Source organism: Pseudomonas sp. B414, assembly GCF_055408445.1.
The window spans coordinates 99409-118517 of sequence record NZ_JBUZTQ010000007.1; the positions used below are offsets into that span (position 1 = coordinate 99409).

The 19109-nt window shown below is 57.5% G+C and carries 21 protein-coding genes; 9 read left to right on the forward strand and 12 right to left on the reverse strand.

Going from position 1 to position 19109, the window contains the following annotated elements:
• Positions 1–61 precede the first annotated feature (61 nt).
• The 3 genes from ACZRMH_RS08610 (at position 62) to tsaA (ending at position 2019) form a co-directional block, all read left to right on the forward strand.
• A complete protein-coding gene (locus tag ACZRMH_RS08610; RefSeq protein ID WP_464013057.1) occupies positions 62–772 on the forward strand; it encodes an rRNA pseudouridine synthase in 711 nt (236 codons plus the stop codon).
• Positions 773–848: 76 nt separating this feature from the next.
• The gene (locus ACZRMH_RS08615) at positions 849–1310 is read left to right on the forward strand and encodes a YehS family protein (protein ID WP_016779778.1); all 462 of its coding nucleotides are present in this window, start codon (positions 849–851) and stop codon (positions 1308–1310) included.
• Positions 1311–1323: 13 nt separating this feature from the next.
• A complete protein-coding gene (gene tsaA, locus ACZRMH_RS08620; protein ID WP_464013058.1) occupies positions 1324–2019 on the forward strand; it encodes a tRNA (N6-threonylcarbamoyladenosine(37)-N6)-methyltransferase TrmO in 696 nt (231 codons plus the stop codon).
• A 121-nt stretch (positions 2020–2140) separates the two neighbouring features.
• Here the strand turns inward: tsaA and fpr are convergent, their stop codons facing one another.
• Positions 2141–2920, reverse strand: a complete 780-nt coding sequence (fpr, locus tag ACZRMH_RS08625) for a ferredoxin-NADP reductase (RefSeq protein WP_019827846.1) — start codon at positions 2918–2920, stop codon at positions 2141–2143.
• A 117-nt stretch (positions 2921–3037) separates the two neighbouring features.
• Between fpr and ACZRMH_RS08630 the strand changes: the two genes are divergently transcribed.
• Positions 3038–3964 carry a LysR family transcriptional regulator gene (locus tag ACZRMH_RS08630; RefSeq protein WP_235571520.1) on the forward strand — a complete coding sequence of 309 codons (927 nt, stop codon included), beginning with the start codon at positions 3038–3040 and terminating at the stop codon, positions 3962–3964.
• Here the strand turns inward: ACZRMH_RS08630 and ACZRMH_RS08635 are convergent.
• From ACZRMH_RS08635 to ACZRMH_RS08645, 3 genes are all read right to left on the reverse strand, one after another.
• Positions 3961–4323, reverse strand: a complete 363-nt coding sequence (locus ACZRMH_RS08635; protein WP_464013059.1) for a diacylglycerol kinase — start codon at positions 4321–4323, stop codon at positions 3961–3963. The two genes, ACZRMH_RS08630 and ACZRMH_RS08635, sit on opposite strands and share 4 nt — an antisense overlap.
• Before the next feature lie 75 nt (positions 4324–4398).
• On the reverse strand, positions 4399–5049 hold the full coding sequence (gene erdR / locus ACZRMH_RS08640; protein ID WP_016779772.1) for a response regulator transcription factor ErdR: 651 nt from the start codon (positions 5047–5049) through the stop codon (positions 4399–4401).
• 303 nt (positions 5050–5352) lie between these two features.
• Entirely contained in the window at positions 5353–6108 is a 756-nt protein-coding gene (locus ACZRMH_RS08645; RefSeq protein ID WP_464013060.1) for a tRNA-uridine aminocarboxypropyltransferase, read from the reverse strand.
• A gap of 237 nt (positions 6109–6345) precedes the next feature.
• Between ACZRMH_RS08645 and ACZRMH_RS08650 the strand changes: the two genes are divergently transcribed.
• Together ACZRMH_RS08650 and ACZRMH_RS08655 are read left to right on the forward strand one after the other, a co-directional pair.
• Positions 6346–6756: a PA3611 family quorum-sensing-regulated virulence factor gene (locus tag ACZRMH_RS08650; protein WP_464013061.1), complete on the forward strand. Its 411-nt coding sequence runs from the start codon at positions 6346–6348 to the stop codon at positions 6754–6756.
• Between the two features lie 207 nt (positions 6757–6963).
• A complete protein-coding gene (locus ACZRMH_RS08655) occupies positions 6964–8079 on the forward strand; it encodes an LOG family protein (RefSeq protein ID WP_464013062.1) in 1116 nt (371 codons plus the stop codon).
• Between the two features lie 533 nt (positions 8080–8612).
• Here the strand turns inward: ACZRMH_RS08655 and recX are convergent.
• The 5 genes from recX to ACZRMH_RS08680 form a co-directional block, all read right to left on the reverse strand.
• Complete coding sequence (recX, locus tag ACZRMH_RS08660; RefSeq protein WP_464013063.1) at positions 8613–9080, reverse strand: recombination regulator RecX; 468 nt, start codon at positions 9078–9080, stop codon at positions 8613–8615.
• Between the two features lie 8 nt (positions 9081–9088).
• Positions 9089–10195, reverse strand: a complete 1107-nt coding sequence (gene recA, locus ACZRMH_RS08665; protein ID WP_235571529.1) for a recombinase RecA — start codon at positions 10193–10195, stop codon at positions 9089–9091.
• 83 nt (positions 10196–10278) lie between these two features.
• Complete coding sequence (locus ACZRMH_RS08670; RefSeq protein ID WP_464013064.1) at positions 10279–10779, reverse strand: CinA family protein; 501 nt, start codon at positions 10777–10779, stop codon at positions 10279–10281.
• Between the two features lie 54 nt (positions 10780–10833).
• A complete protein-coding gene (locus ACZRMH_RS08675) occupies positions 10834–11178 on the reverse strand; it encodes a phage holin family protein (RefSeq protein ID WP_464013065.1) in 345 nt (114 codons plus the stop codon).
• A 201-nt stretch (positions 11179–11379) separates the two neighbouring features.
• Positions 11380–12105, reverse strand: a complete 726-nt coding sequence (locus ACZRMH_RS08680; RefSeq protein WP_464013066.1) for an XRE family transcriptional regulator — start codon at positions 12103–12105, stop codon at positions 11380–11382.
• 188 nt (positions 12106–12293) lie between these two features.
• Here ACZRMH_RS08680 and mutS point away from each other — a divergent pair, with 188 nt between their 5' ends.
• The gene (gene mutS / locus ACZRMH_RS08685; RefSeq protein ID WP_464013067.1) at positions 12294–14873 is read left to right on the forward strand and encodes a DNA mismatch repair protein MutS; all 2580 of its coding nucleotides are present in this window, start codon (positions 12294–12296) and stop codon (positions 14871–14873) included.
• A gap of 129 nt (positions 14874–15002) precedes the next feature.
• Positions 15003–15326 (forward strand): ferredoxin FdxA, encoded by a 324-nt coding sequence (gene fdxA / locus ACZRMH_RS08690; RefSeq protein ID WP_016779762.1) that lies wholly within the window; start codon positions 15003–15005, stop codon positions 15324–15326.
• A gap of 87 nt (positions 15327–15413) precedes the next feature.
• Here the strand turns inward: fdxA and ACZRMH_RS08695 are convergent, their stop codons facing one another.
• From ACZRMH_RS08695 to ACZRMH_RS08705, 3 genes are all read right to left on the reverse strand, one after another.
• Positions 15414–16043 (reverse strand): CoA transferase subunit B, encoded by a 630-nt coding sequence (locus ACZRMH_RS08695; protein ID WP_464013068.1) that lies wholly within the window; start codon positions 16041–16043, stop codon positions 15414–15416.
• Between the two features lie 2 nt (positions 16044–16045).
• Positions 16046–16744 carry a CoA transferase subunit A gene (locus ACZRMH_RS08700; RefSeq protein WP_464013069.1) on the reverse strand — a complete coding sequence of 233 codons (699 nt, stop codon included), beginning with the start codon at positions 16742–16744 and terminating at the stop codon, positions 16046–16048.
• A 288-nt stretch (positions 16745–17032) separates the two neighbouring features.
• Positions 17033–17689 carry a TetR family transcriptional regulator gene (locus ACZRMH_RS08705; protein ID WP_464013070.1) on the reverse strand — a complete coding sequence of 219 codons (657 nt, stop codon included), beginning with the start codon at positions 17687–17689 and terminating at the stop codon, positions 17033–17035.
• A 265-nt stretch (positions 17690–17954) separates the two neighbouring features.
• Between ACZRMH_RS08705 and ACZRMH_RS08710 the strand changes: the two genes are divergently transcribed.
• Complete coding sequence (locus ACZRMH_RS08710) at positions 17955–19106, forward strand: efflux RND transporter periplasmic adaptor subunit (RefSeq protein WP_464013071.1); 1152 nt, start codon at positions 17955–17957, stop codon at positions 19104–19106.
• Positions 19107–19109 lie beyond the last annotated feature (3 nt).

Here is a 19109-nt window from a genome sequence, read left to right on the forward strand (position 1 = left end):
GCCGGGCTTAACCGGCGCCAGGCGGGTACAATGGTCGCCCAATTCCTTTACGGCCCCTGTCATGTCTGAACCGATACGTCTCTCCAAACGCCTCATCGAACTCGTCGGCTGCTCCCGCCGTGAGGCCGAACTGTTCATTGAAGGTGGCTGGGTCACGGTAGATGGCGAAGTCATCGACGAGCCACAGTTCAAGGTCGACAACCAGAAAGTCGAGCTGGACCCTGAAGCCAAGGCCACCGCGCCCGAGCCTGTAACCATTTTGCTCAATGCCCCGGCGGGCCTGGATACCGACAGCGCCATGGCGTTGATCGGCCCGGACACCCTGAGCGAAGAGCACCGCTTCGGCAAGCGCCCGCTCAAGGGTCACTTCCTGCGCCTGAGCGTTGGCAATGAGCTGCAAGCCAACGCCAGCGGCCTGCTGGTGTTTACCCAGGACTGGAAAATCGTGCGCAAGCTGACTGCCGACGCCAACAAGATCGAGCAGGAATACGTGGTTGAAGTCTCCGGCGAGATGGCTCCCCACGGCTTGAACCGCCTCAATCACGGCATGACCTACAAGGGTCGCGAACTGCCTGCGGTCAAAGCCAGCTGGCAGAGTGAAAACCGTCTGCGCTTTGCGATGAAAAATCCGCAGCCGGGTGTGATTGCCCTGTTCTGCCAGGCCGTTGGCCTGACCGTGATCTCGATCCGCCGGATTCGTATTGGCGGCGTGTCGATGGGCAAGTTGCCCGTTGGCCAGTGGCGCTACATGAGCGCCAAAGAAAAGTTCTAAAAACAGAACCACCCCGAACATTTCGACACCGCAGCAACGCCTGCGGTGCTCACTGCTGAATATCAGGATTACCCATATGATTCATAACGACGTACTGCGTAGCGTGCGCTACATGCTCGACATCAGCGACAACAAGGTTGTCGAAATCATCAAGCTTGGCGGCCTGGACGTGACCAAGGAAGATGTCCTGACCTATCTGAAAAAAGACGAAGAAGAAGGCTTTGTACGTTGCCCGGACGAAGTGATGGCGCACTTCCTCGATGGCCTGGTGATCTTCAAGCGCGGCAAGGACGAAAGCCGTGCCCCGATGCCTGTTGAACTGCCGGTGACCAACAACATCATCCTGAAAAAACTGCGTGTCGCCTTCGAGCTGAAAGAAGACGACATGCACGCCATCCTCAAGGCTGCCGGTTTCCCGGTGTCCAAGCCTGAGCTGAGCGCCCTGTTCCGCAAGTTCGGCCATACCAACTACCGTACCTGTGGTGACCAGTTGCTGCGCAACTTCCTCAAGGGCCTGACCCTGCGCGTTCGCGACTGAAAAAACGCCTTCCATGACCTACACCGTCTCCCCCATCGGCTTTGTGCGCTCCTGCTTCAAGGAGAAGTTCGCCATCCCCCGCCAGCCGCAACTGGCTCCGGCCGCCCGTGGCGTGCTGGAACTGGTCGCGCCGTTCGATCAGGGCGATGCGGTGCAGGGTCTGGAGCAGGTCAGCCATGTGTGGCTGCTGTTTGTGTTCCACCAGGCGCTGGAAGACAAGCCACGCCTTAAGGTGCGTCCACCGCGGCTGGGCGGCAACAAGTCGATGGGCGTGTTTGCCACCCGCGCCACCCATCGCCCCAATGGCATCGGACAGTCCGTGGTCAAGCTGGACAAGGTTGAGGCCAATCGCCTGTGGATTTCCGGAATCGACCTGCTCGATGGCACGCCGATTCTCGATATCAAACCCTATGTGCCCTACGCAGACATCATCAGTGATGCCAGTAATGACATGGCCAGCGCGGCCCCGGTGCTGATTCCCGTGCAATGGGCGGACACAGCCCTGCAACAGGCGCACAGGCAAGCCCTGCGCCTTCAGGAGCCGCTGGTGGAGCTGATCGAGCAATGCCTGGCGCAAGACCCGCGCCCTGCATACCAGACGCCCACAGCCGAACGAGAGTACGGCGCACAGTTCTGGGATCTGGACGTACGCTGGCACTACCCCGAGCCCGGCTTGATCCGTGTGCTGGAAGTGATTGCAAAGTCTTGAGCTGAAAGCAATTGTGGGAGCGAGCCTGCTCGCGATTGTGGTGTACCAGTCACTGCCTGAGTGACTGACAAGCCGTAATCGCGAGCAGGCTCGCTCCCACATGTGTATAGAACTGCGTTTGTTACTTCTCGACGAAAGCACGCTCGATCAGGTAGTCACCCGGCTCGCGCATACGCGGCGAAACTTTCAGGCCGAAGCTGTTCAATACTTCGCTGGTTTCGTCGAGCATGCTCGGGCTGCCGCACAACATGGCACGGTCGTCCTGCGGATTGATCGGTGGCAGACCGATATCACTGAACAGCTTGCCGCTGCGCATCAGATCGGTCAGGCGGCCTTCGTTTTCAAACGGCTCGCGGGTAACGGTCGGGTAGTAGATCAGCTTTTCACGCAGCGCTTCGCCGAAGAACTCGTTCTGTGGCAGGTGCTCGGTGATGAATTCGCGGTAGGCGACTTCATTGACGTAACGCACGCCGTGGCACAGGATCACTTTTTCGAAACGCTCGTAGGTTTCCGGGTCCTGGATCACGCTCATAAATGGCGCCAAGCCAGTACCAGTGCTGAGCAGGTACAGATGCTTGCCCGGCTTCAAGTCGTCCAGCACCAGCGTACCCGTAGGTTTTTTGCTGATGATGATCTCGTCGCCTTCCTTCAAGTGCTGCAACTGGGAAGTCAGCGGGCCGTCCGGCACCTTGATGCTGAAGAATTCCAGATGCTCTTCCCAGTTCGGGCTGGCGATCGAGTAGGCACGCATAAGCGGACGGCCATTGGGCTGTTGCAGGCCGATCATCACGAACTGACCGTTCTCGAAGCGCAAGCCCGGGTCGCGGGTGCACTTGAAGCTGAACAGGGTGTCGTTCCAGTGATGAACACTGAGGACACGTTCGTGGTTCATGTTGCTCATGTACGGGGCTCCTAATTTCGCCTGCGCTGACTATGGGCGCGATTGCACAGCATTCTAATGGCGGCGACAATATCTGTTAACTGAATTATCAAGATAAGGGTTATCGGTTATATCGATATGCGATTTACTCTCAGACAACTCCAGGTGTTCGTTGCCGTCGCCCAACAAGAGAGCGTGTCTCGCGCTGCCGGCTTGTTGGCCCTTTCACAATCTGCTGCCAGTACTTCAATTACTGAACTGGAGAGGCAAACCAGCTGCCAGCTGTTCGATCGTGCCGGCAAACGCCTGAGCCTCAACGCCCTGGGCCGTCAACTGCTGCCACAGGCGGTCGCCCTGCTCGATCAGGCCAAGGAAATCGAAGACCTGCTCAACGGCAAGTCCGGCTTTGGCTCATTGACCGTGGGCGCGACACTGACCATCGGCAACTACCTGGCGACCCTGCTCATCGGCAGCTTTATGCAGGCGCACCCGGAAAGTCAGGTCAAGCTGGTGGTGCAAAATACTGCTCATATCGTGCAACAAGTTGCGCACTACGAAATTGATCTGGGTCTGATTGAAGGCGATTGCGCACACCCGGATATCGAAGTTCAGAGCTGGGTCGAAGATGAACTGGTGGTGTTTTGCGCTCCCCAACATCCGCTGGCCGCGCGCGGCCACGCCACCCTGGAAGAGCTGACCCGTGAAGCGTGGATTTTGCGTGAGCAAGGCTCAGGCACCCGTCTGACATTCGATCAGGCCATGCGCCATCATCAAACTTCGCTGAATATTCGCCTGGAGCTGGAACACACCGAAGCGATCAAACGCGCCGTGGAATCGGGGCTGGGCATTGGCTGCATCTCTCGCCTGGCGTTGCGCGACGCCTTTCGACGCGGCAGCCTGGTGGCGGTGGAGACCCCCGAACTGGATCTGGCCCGGCAGTTCTTCTTTATCTGGCACAAAAAGAAGTACCAGACTTCCGCCATGCGCGAATTTCTCGAACTATGCCGCGCCTTCACCGCCGGGGTTCAGCGCAGCGACGAGATCGTATTGCCAACCATCGCTTAAAGCAGGATCACTGCCCAGACCACAGCGATCATGGTCAGCACCACAAACTGGGCAGCGCTGCCCATGTCCTTGGCGTTTTTCGACAATGGGTGCAGGTCGAGGGAGATACGATCAACCACTGCCTCGATCGCCGAGTTCAACAACTCGACAATCAATGCCAGCAAGCACACGGCGATCAACAATGCGCGCTCTACCCGGCTCACGTTCAACATGAAGCTCAGCGGAATCAAGATCACGTTGAGCAGCACCAACTGTCGAAACGCCGCCTCGCCAGTAAAGGCTGCGCGCAAACCGTCCAGCGAATAACCGCCAGCATTCAAAATCCGTTTAAATCCGGTTTTACCCTTGAAAGGCGACATAGATAGGCAACTGCGCAAAAAATGAGAGGGAAACGCTAGTTCACGCTTCGTCAAAAAAGCGTGAAGGCTCGCAGATTAATGGCTCGAAATTGATTCAAGTTGCTGCAAGAGTAGCGCGGCCTGGGTGCGGGTGCGAACCCCCAGCTTGCGGAAAATTGCTGTTACGTGAGCTTTGATGGTCGCTTCGGAAACGCTCAGCTCGTAGGCGATCTGCTTGTTCAGCAGGCCTTCACAGACCATGGTCAACACCCGGAACTGCTGAGGCGTAAGGCTGGCCAGACCTTCGCTGGCCGCTTTGGCCTCGGCTGAAACCTGAACATCTTCAAACGCCTGGGGCGGCCAGGAGACATCGCCATCCAGTACAGCACGTACGGCTTTCTGAATTTCTTCCAGCGAACTGGATTTAGGAATAAAGCCACTGGCGCCGAACTCGCGGGAACGCACCATGATCGAGGCTTCTTCCTGCGCCGATACCATCACCACCGGGATTTGCGGGTACTGCCCACGCAGCAACACCAGCCCGGAGAAACCGTAAGCACCCGGCATGTTCAAATCGAGCAGTACCAGATCCCAATCAGCCTTTACCGCCAGCTGTGTTTCAAGCTCGGCAATACTGGCGACCTCTACCAGGCGAACATCAGAACCCAGCCCAAGGCTCACGGCCTGGTGCAGGGCACTGCGAAACAGAGGATGGTCGTCGGCAATCAGGATTTCGTATGTGGCCATTTTTTAAATGATCCCGTTTTTCAGGCGAGCCCGGATGAATTCCGATACTCGCTAAGGCAACTCGAGCAAAAGCTCAAAGACTGTGCGTCAAAGGGCGCGATTTACGCGAAACGTCGGCAAATATAAGTGTTTTAACAGCTGCGGCAGCCGAATCGGCGCCAAGCATGCCCAGCGAAACAGGGAGGGTCAAGTTGAAAACCTGACGCCCGGGTCCACGCAGAAGCCATTACAGAGCCATCATCGAAAAACCTGCAATGCTGCCCGCTTACATCTGTACGAAAATTGTAGCGCTACTTCTTTAGTCTATTGAGAGCGATTATGGCTAAGGTCTTTTACAAAAACGCCCAGTTCCTGGTGCGCAGCGCTGGACTCATTCATCGGTAACTGATTCTTTGCATCCAGATAATGCTGACTGAACACATCGAAATAGGCATCCAGGGCACTTGAAGCATCGATATCGCCCGCGAGCTCAAGGCACAGGCTGGCCACTTCGGCGGTACACAGATGTTCGCTGCGCGTGGAACGGCGCAAGCGGTAGCGCGAGAGCCTTTCAGGCAGCAAGCTCAAAATCGGCAAGGCATCGAAGTACGGGCTTTTGCGAAAAATCTTGCGCGCTTCGGTCCAGGTTGCATCGAGCAGGATAAACAGCGGGCGCTTGCTGCTGTCCAGATCCACGGTGTGAGTGACCCGCTCAGGCGCGACGTACTCGCCGGGGAACACCAGATACGGCTGCCACTGTGGGTCGGCGAGCAACGCCAGCAGTGCATCGTCGGTTTCGGTACGCGACCAGATAAAAGCAAAGTTATCGCTCACCACATCGGCGATCAGCCAGCCGGTGTTGCTGGGCTTGAACACTTCCTTTTTGGTCATGACCAGGCACACGCCCGAGCGCGTAGTCACCTTGGGCCGCCAGTTGCACAGGCAGTGGCTCTCGATCACGCGGCAAGTATGGCAACGCGGGGCACGGGAACCACGCGCCAGATAAGGCTTTGTGCTCTCCTCTTCACGCTCGTCTCGTAAACGGGCCACAGCATTCGGGGAAAAGGTTGTCAGGGTCATGATTTTTTACTTAAAAGGCGCCAAGCGTCCATTCGCCAGAATTGGCGCATAAACGGATTCACAGAAGAAAGGAGCCAAGTTTACCAGAGGCGCGATTCCATGACCTTTGGCATTTCCTGTGTGCCCATGCTGACCTATACTCCCGCGCCACTGAACGTGCAGATATGTAGCCGTTCTGGCTGAACGCATAGATATGTGGCCGGTCAAAGCCTGCGTCACTGAAATCAGGAGAGCTTCATGCTGCGCCATATCATTCCGACCGTCGCTCTAATGCTTGCACTGCCTCTGGCCGCACAAGCCGCCTCTCTCAAGGATTTTGAGCTGAACAAAACCCTGCTCAAGGTTGCCGAGAAAAGCAATGAAGGCAAACCGCGAGCAATCAATGCGGACCTGCTGGATAAAGGCTTTACGGTAGACGGCACTGTGCTGATCAACAATCTGGAAGCCAGCCCGACGTTGGCCGCCCAGATGCGCTCCAACCCTGAAGAAACCGTGCCGCAACTGGGGCGCAGTGTGTGCAGCAACGCAGGTTTCCGCACTTTGATGGCTCAAGGCGCCACGCTGCGCTACAGCTTCCGGGAATACAAAACCAACAGTCCGGTCCTGACCCAGGACTTCCGCGCCGAAAACTGCCAGCGCAAAAAGTAATACTCCTGCCACGCCGTACCCTGTACGGCGTATGACCCCGCTCCCCTGCCCTGCCTCCTTTCACCAAACTTCATGTGCGTCAGGCAATTAGCTATTGCCAGCCAAGACATCACAGGACCATCATCAAAGCATGATGGTGACACCCAGTGTCTCGGCGCCAGCCCCATGTGTGGCGCTTTAAAGGATGTTGTGTAGAAGGAGAAATACATGCCTGATCAATCCATTGACTCCCTGGCGCTGTACTTCCAGGAGCAGGGTCTTGAGCTTGCACATGAAGTGGACGAGCAACTGCAGCGGGTTGCACCCGACAGCCCGAACCGGGCGCTTTACCGCGAGATGTTGCTGACCGTATTGCGCATGGCCCATGACGATCTCGATCGCTGGAATGCCAAGATCACCCTGCAAGCCATTCGCGAGCTCGAAAAAACCTTCCGCACCCTGGAACAGTTCAAGGGCCGTCGCAAAGTCACGGTCTTCGGTTCGGCCAGAACCCCGGTCGAACACCCGATGTATGCCCTGGCACGGGAAATGGGCTCGGTGCTGGCAAAATCCGACATGATGGTGATCACCGGTGGCGGTGCTGGCATCATGGCTGCCGCCCATGAAGGCGCAGGCCTGGCCAATAGCCTGGGGTTCAATATCACCCTGCCGTTCGAGCAACGGGCCAACCCCACCATCAATGGCACTGCCAACGTACTGGCGTTCCATTTCTTTTTTACCCGCAAACTGTTCTTCACCAAGGAAGCAGACGCACTGGTGATGTGCCCGGGTGGTTTCGGCACGCTGGATGAAGTGCTGGAAGTGCTGACCTTGATGCAAACGGGCAAAACCCCGCTGGTGCCGGTGGTCTTGCTGGATGTGCCGGGCGGCAAGTTCTGGCAGGGTGCGCTGGACTTTATTCATAACCAGCTGGAAGCCAACCAGTACATTCTGCCTAATGATTTGAAACTGATGCGCCTGGTCTATAGCGCCGAAGAGGCTCTTGCTGAAATCAACCAGTTCTACAGCAACTTCCATTCAAGCCGCTGGTTGAACAAAACCTTTGTGATCCGCATGAAGCGGCCGGTCAGTGTGCAGGCACTCCAGGAGATACAACAGGCGTTTGCCGATATTTGCCTGAGTGACGGTTTCCATCAACAGGAATACTGCCGCTTTGAGCATGACGACCCAAAACTGAACCACCTGACCTGCCTGGGCTTTGCCTTCAGCGGCCGCAATCAGGGGCGGTTACGCGAGCTGGTCAACTTTATCAACCTGCCGCAAAACTGGGCGGCAGCCGATAATGCGCCTACTGCGCAGGTGCACGAGTCGTTGGCTGATTAAGCCAGAATTGGTATGTGGGCTGGTACTGTGGGAGCGGGCTTGCTTGCGATGCAGGCGGCGCGGTCTGTGTATCCAGAACCATCGCTGGCCAACCAGCTTCCACACTGACAGTGCAAATCCTGTGGGAGCTGGCTTGCCAGCGATTGGGGCGACTCCCACAGGTTTTGCGCTGCTCACAAAATCAGGACCTTGCCGGGCTCATTATGTGGGAGCGAGCCTGCTCGCGATGGCATCACTTCGGTTCGCCTGACAGACCACAGCGCCTGCATCGCTGGCAAGCCAGCTCCCACAAGGCTCGGGCAAACCTGGGATATTTGTATCCAAAACCATCGCAGGCAAGCCAGCCACACAAGAATTGTGTCGCACGCAAATTTGATGCTTGCAGGGATTATTGTGGGAGCGGGCTTGCTCGCGATGCAGGCGGCGCGGTCTGGCAGGCAAACCGCGGTGATGCCATCGCAGGCAAGCCAGCCCCCGCAGGTTTTACGGCGCCCACTGAATCCGGACCTTACAGGGTACGACCGACAATAGATTCAGTCATCAAACTCCCGGCCGCTTAACAGGCGGCCGATCATTTCAAGCGGATAGCCGCGATAGCTCAAAAAGCGCCCTTGGCGAGCGCGTTCTTTGGCATCTGCAGGCATCTGCCCAGAAAACTTGCGACGCCAGGTTTCTTCCAACCGTTCTTGCCAGTTGAAATCACATTCGCGCAGCGCTTGTTCAATATCCCCACGCGCAAGGCCACGCTGGGAAAGCTCTTCACGAATACGCAAAGGGCCATACCCGGAACCGGCACGGTAGTTGATATAGCTCTCAAGATAACGCGACTCTGACAACAGCCCTTCTTCCGTCAAACGGTCAAGGGCGGCGTCGATCATGTCGGGACAGGCGCCGCGCTGACGCAACTTGCGCGTCAGCTCGACTCGACCATGCTCGCGTCGCGCGAGCAGGTCCATTGCAGTCCGTCGCACCGCGACGGGGGTATCCAGAACGGCAATCATGGTAGTGATCAGTTATCGCCGTCGGTAGCGTTTTCCATTTCTTCGGCTTCAGCCAATGCAGCAGCTTCTTTGGCAGCTTTGCTCAGTTTTGGCATGACTTTCAATTCAGCCAGCTCGGCGTCGGTTTTTGGCCCCAGCAACTTCTCACGCAGCTGCTTCTCCAGCGCGTCCTTGATGTCAGGGTTATCGTCCAGGAACTTGGCGGAGTTGGCCTTGCCCTGACCGATCTTGCTGCCGTTGTAGCTGTACCAGGCACCGGCTTTTTCAACGAAACCATGCAACACGCCCAGGTCGATCATCTCGCCGTTCAGGTAGATGCCCTTGCCGTACAGGATCTGGAATTCAGCCTGGCGGAATGGCGGTGCCACCTTGTTCTTGACCACTTTGACGCGGGTTTCGCTACCCACCACCACATCGCCTTCTTTCACGGCGCCGGTGCGGCGGATATCCAGACGTACCGAGGCGTAGAACTTCAGTGCGTTACCACCGGTAGTGGTTTCCGGGCTGCCGAACATCACGCCGATTTTCATGCGGATCTGGTTGATAAAGATAACCAGGCAGTTGGCGTTCTTGATGTTGCCGGTGATTTTACGCAGTGCTTGTGACATCAGACGGGCTTGCAAGCCAACGTGGGTGTCACCCATGTCGCCTTCAATTTCAGCCTTTGGCGTCAGGGCTGCCACGGAGTCGATGATGATCACGTCAACCGCATTGGAACGCACCAGCATGTCGGTGATTTCCAGGGCCTGTTCGCCGGTGTCTGGCTGGGAAACCAGCAGGTCATCAACGTTTACACCCAGTTTGGCGGCGTATTCAGGGTCCAGGGCGTGCTCGGCATCGACGAAGGCGCAAGTTGCGCCGGCCTTTTGTGCCTGTGCAATCACGGACAGGGTCAGGGTGGTTTTACCCGAAGACTCAGGGCCGTAGATTTCAACAATACGGCCTTTTGGCAGGCCGCCAATGCCCAGCGCGATGTCCAGACCCAGCGAACCGGTCGAGATCGCAGGCACTGCCTGACGCTCCTGGTCGCCCATCAGCATCACGGCACCCTTGCCGAATTGACGTTCGATCTGACCCAGGGCCGCAGCCAAGGCTTTCTTCTTGTTGTCGTCCATTAAAGTCCTCTCGTAATCAATAAGGCCCGACGGCCGATAACTGTATAAGTAGCCAGTATTATTCCACAGGGTTCGAGGATCGCCTACCCCTGATTTTTTATTTCTCGTACCGTTCGGCGTATTAAGCCTTCCAGGGCAGCAATCACCGTTTGCTGGCGCACTTCATCGCGGTTACCCGCAAAGTGCCTGCGCTCGGTGGAGACTTCATCGCCAGCCCCCCACGCCAGCCAGACGGTGCCCACCGGCTTCTCTGGCGAACCGCCACCCGGCCCGGCCACGCCACTGACCGCCACGGCAAAGCGTGCCCCGCTTTGTGCCTGCGCACCGCGCACCATAGCCTCGACTACCTCGCGGCTGACAGCACCGACCTGGGTGAATAAAGGCTCGGGAACATCCAGCTGCCTGGTCTTTTGCTGGTTTGAATAGGTCACAAAACCCGCCTCGAACCAGGCCGAGCTGCCGGCAATGCGGGTGATGGCTTCGGCAATGCCGCCGCCGGTGCAGGACTCGGCAGTTGTCACCTGGGCATTAAGAGCCTTTAACAGCAGCCCAAGTTCAGCTGCAAGTTGAGAAATCTGATCCACTGGCCTCTCCTGATGGGCGGGTCTGGGCCATAACCTACACCAAAAAGGCTCTGGCTACGGCTCGATCCGCGAGTCGCCAGGCGAACCGTCGACCCCAAGCCGTTTCGCGGCCCAGCGCTGGTACAGGCTGATGGCCGCATCCGCACCAGCCAGCGCAGTCAGGCACCCCAGGGCACCGGCCGCCAAAATCGACATCCCGGCCGAGTACAGCAGCATAAAGGTCGAGACGCCGCACACCATGCAGGCTCCCGAACGCAGCGCCAGGCGCCGCATAAGCGGCCATCCGCTGGTGCCATCCTTGTCTGCCCGCCACATCTCACCAAAAATGCCGCCAACCAGGGCAAGGAGGATGACCAGTAAAACCGGCATTTCCAGCAAAACCTGCGGTTCATTCATCATGTCATCACTCCTGTGTCCTTATTGATAAGCGCCAATTTCCGGCCTGACTGAAACGTCATACTCCTGCCTGAGATCTATCGTTGGCCGTAATTCAACAAAGACTATGCATGTATGGATATACAGTCAATGCACCAGTGCATATATTTATCCGGACGCTTGCCACAAGGCAGCCTCAACCGGTAAATACTGTGGGAGTGACAGCTAGCGGGCGTACATACCCCACCAAAACACATGACCGAGAATGACCAGTTGTTCATCCTCCAGATCGTTGTAGGCGTAGTCCTCATCCGGGAACTCGTCGCGATTGAAGCTGCGTAAACGAATGCTGCCTGCCAGGCGATACAACTGTTTCACCCGCAGCTGGCCGTTGTGATTGAGCGCATACAGGTCACCATCAATCACCTCTTCAAGGGTGCGCTTGCCAGCATTGACCCCCACGGTTGCGCCATCACGCAGTACTGGCAGCATACTGTCACCACGCACGGTCACGCACTTGGCCTGATCGAACTCCACGCCGTTGTGGCGCAGGCTGCGCTTGCCGAAACGCAACTTGGCGCGCTCGCTCTCTTCAATGGCGAAACGCCCGGAGCCAGCGGCCAGTTCGACCTGACGCAAAAACGGGATGGACACTTCATCGTCCGCCACCGGGGTGTCGTCATCCCACAGGCAAATATCGCGCAGCTCAGGATGGCGCTGCTCAATTTCAGGCACACGCACATCGTCCCGGCCGCGCAGGCGGTCAGTACTGATGTGGAAATACCCGGCGATTCTGGAGATATGTCTGTCGGAAGGGTCGGCAATTTTGCCGTTCAGGATGCGCGAGAGTGTGGACTGCGGCACCCCTGTGCTGCGGTGCAGTGCCATGGCGCTGATCTGGTGGCGGGCCAGCAGCTCTTTAAGGACAGTAGAAACAGTTCGTTTGGACATGGCGGCAATAGTGCTGGCCGTGTTTATTGATGGCAAATGCTATTTCTTCTATTTATAGCAACGCGTCAGCGCGCCCCGTGCACACCTGTAGATGCAGGGGGCTGGCATGTTAACCTTGCGCCCATTGCGAAAACCTCAGGCCACGCGCCTGCCTTTCCCCACTTCTGAACGAATCCGCCCAAGCCCTGATGAGTAAAAATACTTCCGACCTGTCCAGCCACACGCCGATGATGCAGCAGTACTGGCGCCTGAAGAACCAGCACCCTGATCAGCTGATGTTCTATCGCATGGGCGATTTCTACGAGATCTTCTATGAAGATGCGAAGAAAGCCGCCAAATTGCTGGATATCACCCTCACGGCACGTGGCCAGTCTGCAGGCCAGGCGATCCCGATGTGCGGGATTCCTTACCATGCGGCAGAAGGCTATCTGGCCAAGCTGGTAAAGCTGGGCGAGTCGGTGGTGATTTGCGAACAGGTCGGCGACCCGGCCACCAGCAAAGGCCCGGTTGAACGCCAGGTAGTACGCATCATCACGCCGGGGACGGTGAGTGACGAGGCGCTGATGGACGAGCGCCGCGACAACCTGATTGCCGCCGTACTGGGCGATGAGCGCCTGTTTGGCCTGGCGGTGCTGGACATCACCAGCGGCAACTTCTCGGTACTGGAGATCAAGGGCTGGGAAAATCTGCTGGCCGAGCTTGAGCGGATCAACCCGGTTGAGCTGATGATCCCGGATGACTGGCCACAAGGCCTGCCTGCCGAGAAACGCCGTGGCGTTCGTCGCCGTGCGCCGTGGGATTTTGAGCGCGACTCGGCCCTGAAAAGCCTGTGCCAGCAGTTCTCCACCCAGGACCTCAAGGGCTTTGGCTGCGAAAACCTGACTCTGGCCATTGGCGCCGCAGGTTGCCTGCTCAGCTACGCCAAGGAAACCCAGCGCACTGCCCTGCCCCATTTGCGCAGCCTGCGCCATGAGCGCCTGGACGACACCGTAGTGCTTGACGGCGCCAGCCGCCGCAACCTGGAGCTGGACACCAACCTGGCCGGTGGCCGCGACAACACCCTGCAATCGGTTGTCGACCGTTGCCAGACTTCCATGGGCAGCCGCCTGCTGACTCGCTGGTTGAACCGCCCGCTGCGCGACTTGAGCGTGCTGCTGGCGCGTCAGTCGTCGATTACCTGTTTGCTGGATGGCTATCGTTTTGAAAAGCTGCAGCCACAACTCAAGGAAATCGGTGATCTTGAGCGGATCCTGGCCCGTATCGGCCTGCGCAATGCCCGCCCCCGTGACTTGGCCCGCCTGCGCGATGCCTTGAACGCATTGCCGGAACTGCAAGACGCGATGGTCGGTCTCGAAGCACCGCATCTGCAACAACTGGCCATTACCACCAGCACTTACCCGGAACTGGGCGCCCTGCTGGAAAAGGCGATCAACGACAACCCGCCCGCCGTAATTCGCGACGGCGGCGTGCTGAAGACCGGTTACGACGCCGAACTGGATGAGCTGCAGGCACTGAGCGAAAACGCCGGCCAGTTCCTGATTGATCTGGAAGCCCGGGAAAAAGCCCGCACCGGCCTGGCCAACCTCAAGGTTGGTTACAACCGGGTCCACGGCTACTTTATCGAGCTGCCAAGCAAGCAGGCCGAGCAAGCCCCGGCCGACTACATCCGCCGTCAGACCCTCAAAGGCGCCGAGCGCTTTATCACCCCGGAACTCAAAGCGTTCGAAGACAAGGCCCTGTCAGCCAAGAGCCGCGCCCTGGCCCGCGAGAAGATGCTGTACGAAGCATTGCTCGAAGAAATGATCGGTCACCTGGCACCGCTGCAAGACACCGCCGCCGCACTGGCCGAGCTGGATGTGCTGAGCAACCTGGCCGAGCGCGCCCTGAACCTGGACCTGAACTGCCCGCGTTTTGTCGACGAACCGTGCATGCGCATCAGCCAGGGTCGTCACCCGGTGGTCGAGCAAGTGCTGACCACGCCATTTGTGGCCAACGACCTGGCGCTGGATGACAACACCCGCATGCTGGTGATTACCGGTCCTAACATGGGCGGTAAATCGACCTACATGCGCCAGACCGCATTGATCGTGCTTCTGGCCCATATCGGCAGCTTTGTACCGGCAGCCAGCTGTGAACTGTCACTGGTTGACCGCATCTTCACCCGGATCGGTTCCAGCGATGACCTGGCGGGCGGCCGTTCGACCTTTATGGTCGAAATGAGCGAAACCGCGAATATTCTGCACAATGCCACCGAGCGCAGCCTGGTGCTGATGGACGAAGTGGGTCGCGGCACCAGCACTTTCGACGGTTTATCCCTGGCCTGGGCTGCGGCAGAACGTCTCGCCCAGTTGCGCGCCTATACCCTGTTTGCCACCCACTATTTCGAACTCACGGTACTGCCCGAAAACGAACCGCTGGTGGCCAACGTGCATTTGAGTGCGACCGAGCATAACGAGCGCATCGTGTTCCTGCACCACGTGTTGCCTGGCCCCGCCAGCCAGAGCTATGGCCTGGCCGTGGCCCAGCTGGCGGGCGTACCCACCGAAGTGATCACCCGCGCGCGTGAACATCTGAGCCGTCTGGAAACTACCAGCCTGCCCCATGAAGTGCCACTTGCGAAGCCCGGCAAAAAGGCTGCGCCACAGCAAAGCGACATGTTTGCCAGCTTGCCGCACCCGGTACTGGATGACCTTTCCAAGATGGATTTGGACAATATGACGCCACGTAAAGCGCTTGATTTGCTCTACACATTAAAGACACGCCTTTAAAAGCTGCTAGAATCGCGCGCGGTTCGGGATGCTACTGGCCTTTTAGCCTGGTCAGTAGATATCACTCCCGAACCCGGTGAACCCGTTCTGGAAGGGCTTCGCTGCCGCCGCCTGAGGAGAGAATTAGAAATGACCTTCGTCGTCACCGACAACTGCATCAAGTGCAAGTACACCGACTGCGTAGAAGTCTGTCCGGTGGACTGCTTTTACGAAGGCCCGAACTTCCTGGTGATTCACCCGGATGAGTGCATTGACTGCGCGCTTTGTGAGCCTGAATGCCCTGCCCAGGCGATCTTCTCTGAAGATGAAGTACCTGCCGGCATGGAGAATTTTATTCAGTTGAACGTTGAGCTGGCTGAAATCTGGCCGAACATCACTGAACGCAAAGACCCTCTGCCGGACGCGGCCGAGTGGGATGGCAAGCCAGGCAAGATCGTCGACCTGGAACGCTGATTCACGTTTAAGCAAAAAGCCCCGCCTCCCAGGAGCCGGGGCTTTTTGCGTTTCATCGCTTGGGCAATCCCCCGCCCTGTGGGAGCGCTAGACGTTAATAGCGCAGCCAGTGGCCGATTTCAGCTCCTCAAGACTGACACCCGCTGCCAGCTCCACCAGCTTGAGCCCCTGTTCCGTCACATCAAGCACCGCCAGATCGGTAATGATCCGGTCAACCACACCCACGCCGGTCAGCGGCAGGTCGCACTGCTGGAGCAGTTTGTGGGTGCCGCCCTTGGCGGTGTGCTCCATCAGCACCACCACGCGCTTGACCCCTGCCACCAGATCCATCGCCCCGCCCATGCCCTTGACCATCTTGCCAGGGATCATCCAGTTGGCCAGGTCGCCTTTCTCGGAAACTTGCATCGCCCCAAGAATCGACAAGTTGATATGACCGCCGCGAATCATCGCAAACGAGTCAGCACTGTTGAAAAAGCTGCTGCCCGGCAAGGTGGTAATGGTTTGCTTGCCCGCGTTGATCAGATCGGCATCCACTTCATCATCTGTGGGAAACGGGCCAATACCGAGCAGGCCGTTTTCACTTTGCAGCCATACGTCCATGCCCTCGGGAATGTAGTTGGCCACCAGGGTCGGCAAACCGATGCCCAGGTTGACGTAAAAACCGTCCTGCAATTCTTGGGAGGCGCGCTGCGCCATTTCTTCTCGAGTCCAGGCCATGGTCAGACGCTCCGTACAGTGCGATGTTCGATACGTTTTTCCGGCGTGGCGTTGAGCACCAGCCGCTGCACGTAAATCCCTGGCAAATGCACCTGATCGGGCTCGATCTCACCAATCTCGACAATCTCTTCCACTTCCACCACACACACTTTGGCCGCCATGGCCGCCAATGGATTGAAGTTGCGCGCAGTTTTGTTGAACAGCAGATTGCCTGACTTGTCGGCTTTCCAGGCTTTGACCAGGGCCACATCAGCGCGCAAGGAGCGCTCCATGACATACCACTCGCCATCGAACTCTCGGGTTTCCTTGCCTTGCGCCACCAGCGTGCCGTAACCGGTCTTGGTGAAAAACGCCGGAATACCTGCCCCACCCGCCCGCAGTTTTTCCGCGAGGGTACCTTGAGGGGTGAATTCCAGCTCAAGCTCGCCCGCCAGGTACTGGCGCTCAAACTCTTTGTTCTCACCCACATAAGAAGAAATCATTTTGCGGATCTGGCGGGTCTCCAGCAGTTGCCCCAGGCCAAAACCGTCAACCCCGGCGTTGTTGCTGATGACTGTCAATTCACGCTTGCCGGTATCACGCAGGGCGCCAATCAGTGCCTCGGGAATCCCGCACAAACCAAAACCGCCCACGGCCAGGGTCATGCCGTCTTCGACCAGCCCCTGCAAAGCGGATTCAGCACTCGAGTAAATCTTGTTCACGGATCAGTCCTCGGTTTCTCCACGTTGCACAAGTGTAGGAGAAGCCAGGACAGACAGGAGGGATGAAGGGAATAGAGGCGAAAGTTGTCACCGCTCAGTAAGACTGTAATCACTTTGGCGTAGGATCACATGCTGCGAGCTATAGGCTGACTCGCCAGACGATAACAATTTACCTACAAAATACTTAGCTCGCTAACTTTAAACCCGCGGGCCAGACGTATATAAATGCCATCTGCCATTAAATGGCCCAGAGGGCAAAATCTTCACTCGCCTTATTGCTCGAGCCTACTAGACTCCCTCTCGGATATCGCCGCAGATTCTCAAAGCAGGGCTTAAACGCAGCATATCCAGGCCAGTATCGACCCAGGATTCAGCATCCTTGAAAAGATCGAAACTGTCGGGAACCAGCAGCCATTGTCCGAGAATGCCGTCGATATAGGCATGCAAGCTGATGGCAGCGCGGCGCACATCCAGGGTTTCAGGGAGTTGTTGACGGTGAATGGCATTGCTCAGGGCCAGCTCGATCCTGCTGTTGCAATCGACCATCGCGACCTGGCGCTGGGCCCGAAAATCACACATTTCGTCTGTGAATTCGCATTTATGAAACAAAATTTCATTGATACGCCGGGTTTTTGGATCAATCGCAACCTGGCGAAACAAATGAATCAGCAATTGGCGCGTGCAGCCGAGCGGATCAATCTCGTTCTGATTTTCACTGGCCTTGGCCAATTCGTCCAAAGGTTCATGCAGGCTATCGAGCATGGCTTGCACCAGTTCGGCCTTGTTGCTGAAGTGCCAGTAAATTGCACCACGGGTGACACCCGCCAACGTGGCGATATCCGCCAGCGTCGTGCGCGCAACACCCCGCTCGTAAAAGGCCTGTTCGGCCGCTTCGAGGATTTTGCTCCGAGTCTCAAGAGCTTCTTCTTTGGTACGACGCGCCATGGCAATAAAAACCTCAATCAGGAGGATTCGGGCGGTTTCATTCACTCGGCCGAACCAACATCGGGTGGCGTTTGTTATGCCTTATCCCGGTCTGCTACACGCTTGAAAAATGGCCCTGAAGTAGCTGGCGATAGACGCTCCCGCTATTTACAAACAACCATGAATGTAAGTATATTCCTTAGCAAGCTATTTATCCACCCGGAACAGCTTTCTTTACCCTTCCACTATTCTTGTGCGCTTTCGCGTGCCTGACCCGAGGATTTTCATGCAATTCAAGCCAGCTGTTACCGCTCTGGTTGCTGCCATCGCCCTAGCTTCGCTGCTCAGCGGATGCAAAAAGGAAGAGGCAGCACCTGCCCCGCAAATCCCTCAGGTCGGCGTTGTCACGCTGAAAACCCAGCCTTTTACCTTGACCACTGATCTGCCAGGCCGCACTGCGTCCTATCGCTCGGCAGAGGTGCGCCCGCAGGTAAACGGCATCATTCTCAAGCGCCTGTTTAAAGAAGGCAGTGACGTCAAGATCGGCCAGCAGCTGTATCAAATCGATCCGGCTATCTATGAAAGCGCCGTACTCAGCGCCCGCGCGACCTTGCAGTCGGCCAAATCACTTGCCGACCGTTACAAGCAACTGGTCGCCGAGCAAGCCGTAAGCCGTCAGGAATACGACAACGCCGAGTCCGCGCGCATGGAAGCCGAAGCCGCGCTGAACACCGCTCAGGTCAACCTGCGTTACACCAAGGTAATGGCACCACTGACCGGTCGTATCGGTCGCTCGCTGTTCACTGAAGGCGCGCTGGTCACCAGTGGCCAGGCGAACGCCTTGGCCGTGATCACCCAACTGGACCCGATCTACGTTGACGTGACCCAGTCCTCGGTGGAAATGCTTGAACTGCGCCGCGATCTGGCCAGTGGCCGCCTGAAGAAGGCTGGTGAAAACGCCGCCAAGGTCAAGCTGACCCTGCCGGACGGCAGCGAATACGCACAAGAAGGCCGCCTTGAGTTCTCCGAAGTCTCGGTCGATGAAGCCACCGGTTCCGTGACCTTGCGTGCCGTGTTCCCGAACCCTGACGAAGTGCTGTTGCCGGGCATGTTTGTCCACGCGCAGCTGGAAGCAGGTATCGACAGCAATGCCATTCTGGCGCCGCAGATCGGTGTGACTCACAACCTCAAGGGCCAACCGACAGCATTGATCGTCGGGCCGGACAACAAGGTTGAAATGCGTGTGCTACAAGCTTCGCGTACCGTCGGCAGTGACTGGCTGGTAGAGAAAGGCCTGAACCCTGGCGACCGCCTGATTACCGACGGCCTGCAATTCATCAAGCCTGGTATCGAAGTCAAGATCATGGACAAGGCGCAAGGCGAAACCCCGGCATCTGCCCCGGCAACAGAAAAAGCTGCAGGCAGTAAAGGGGAGTAAACC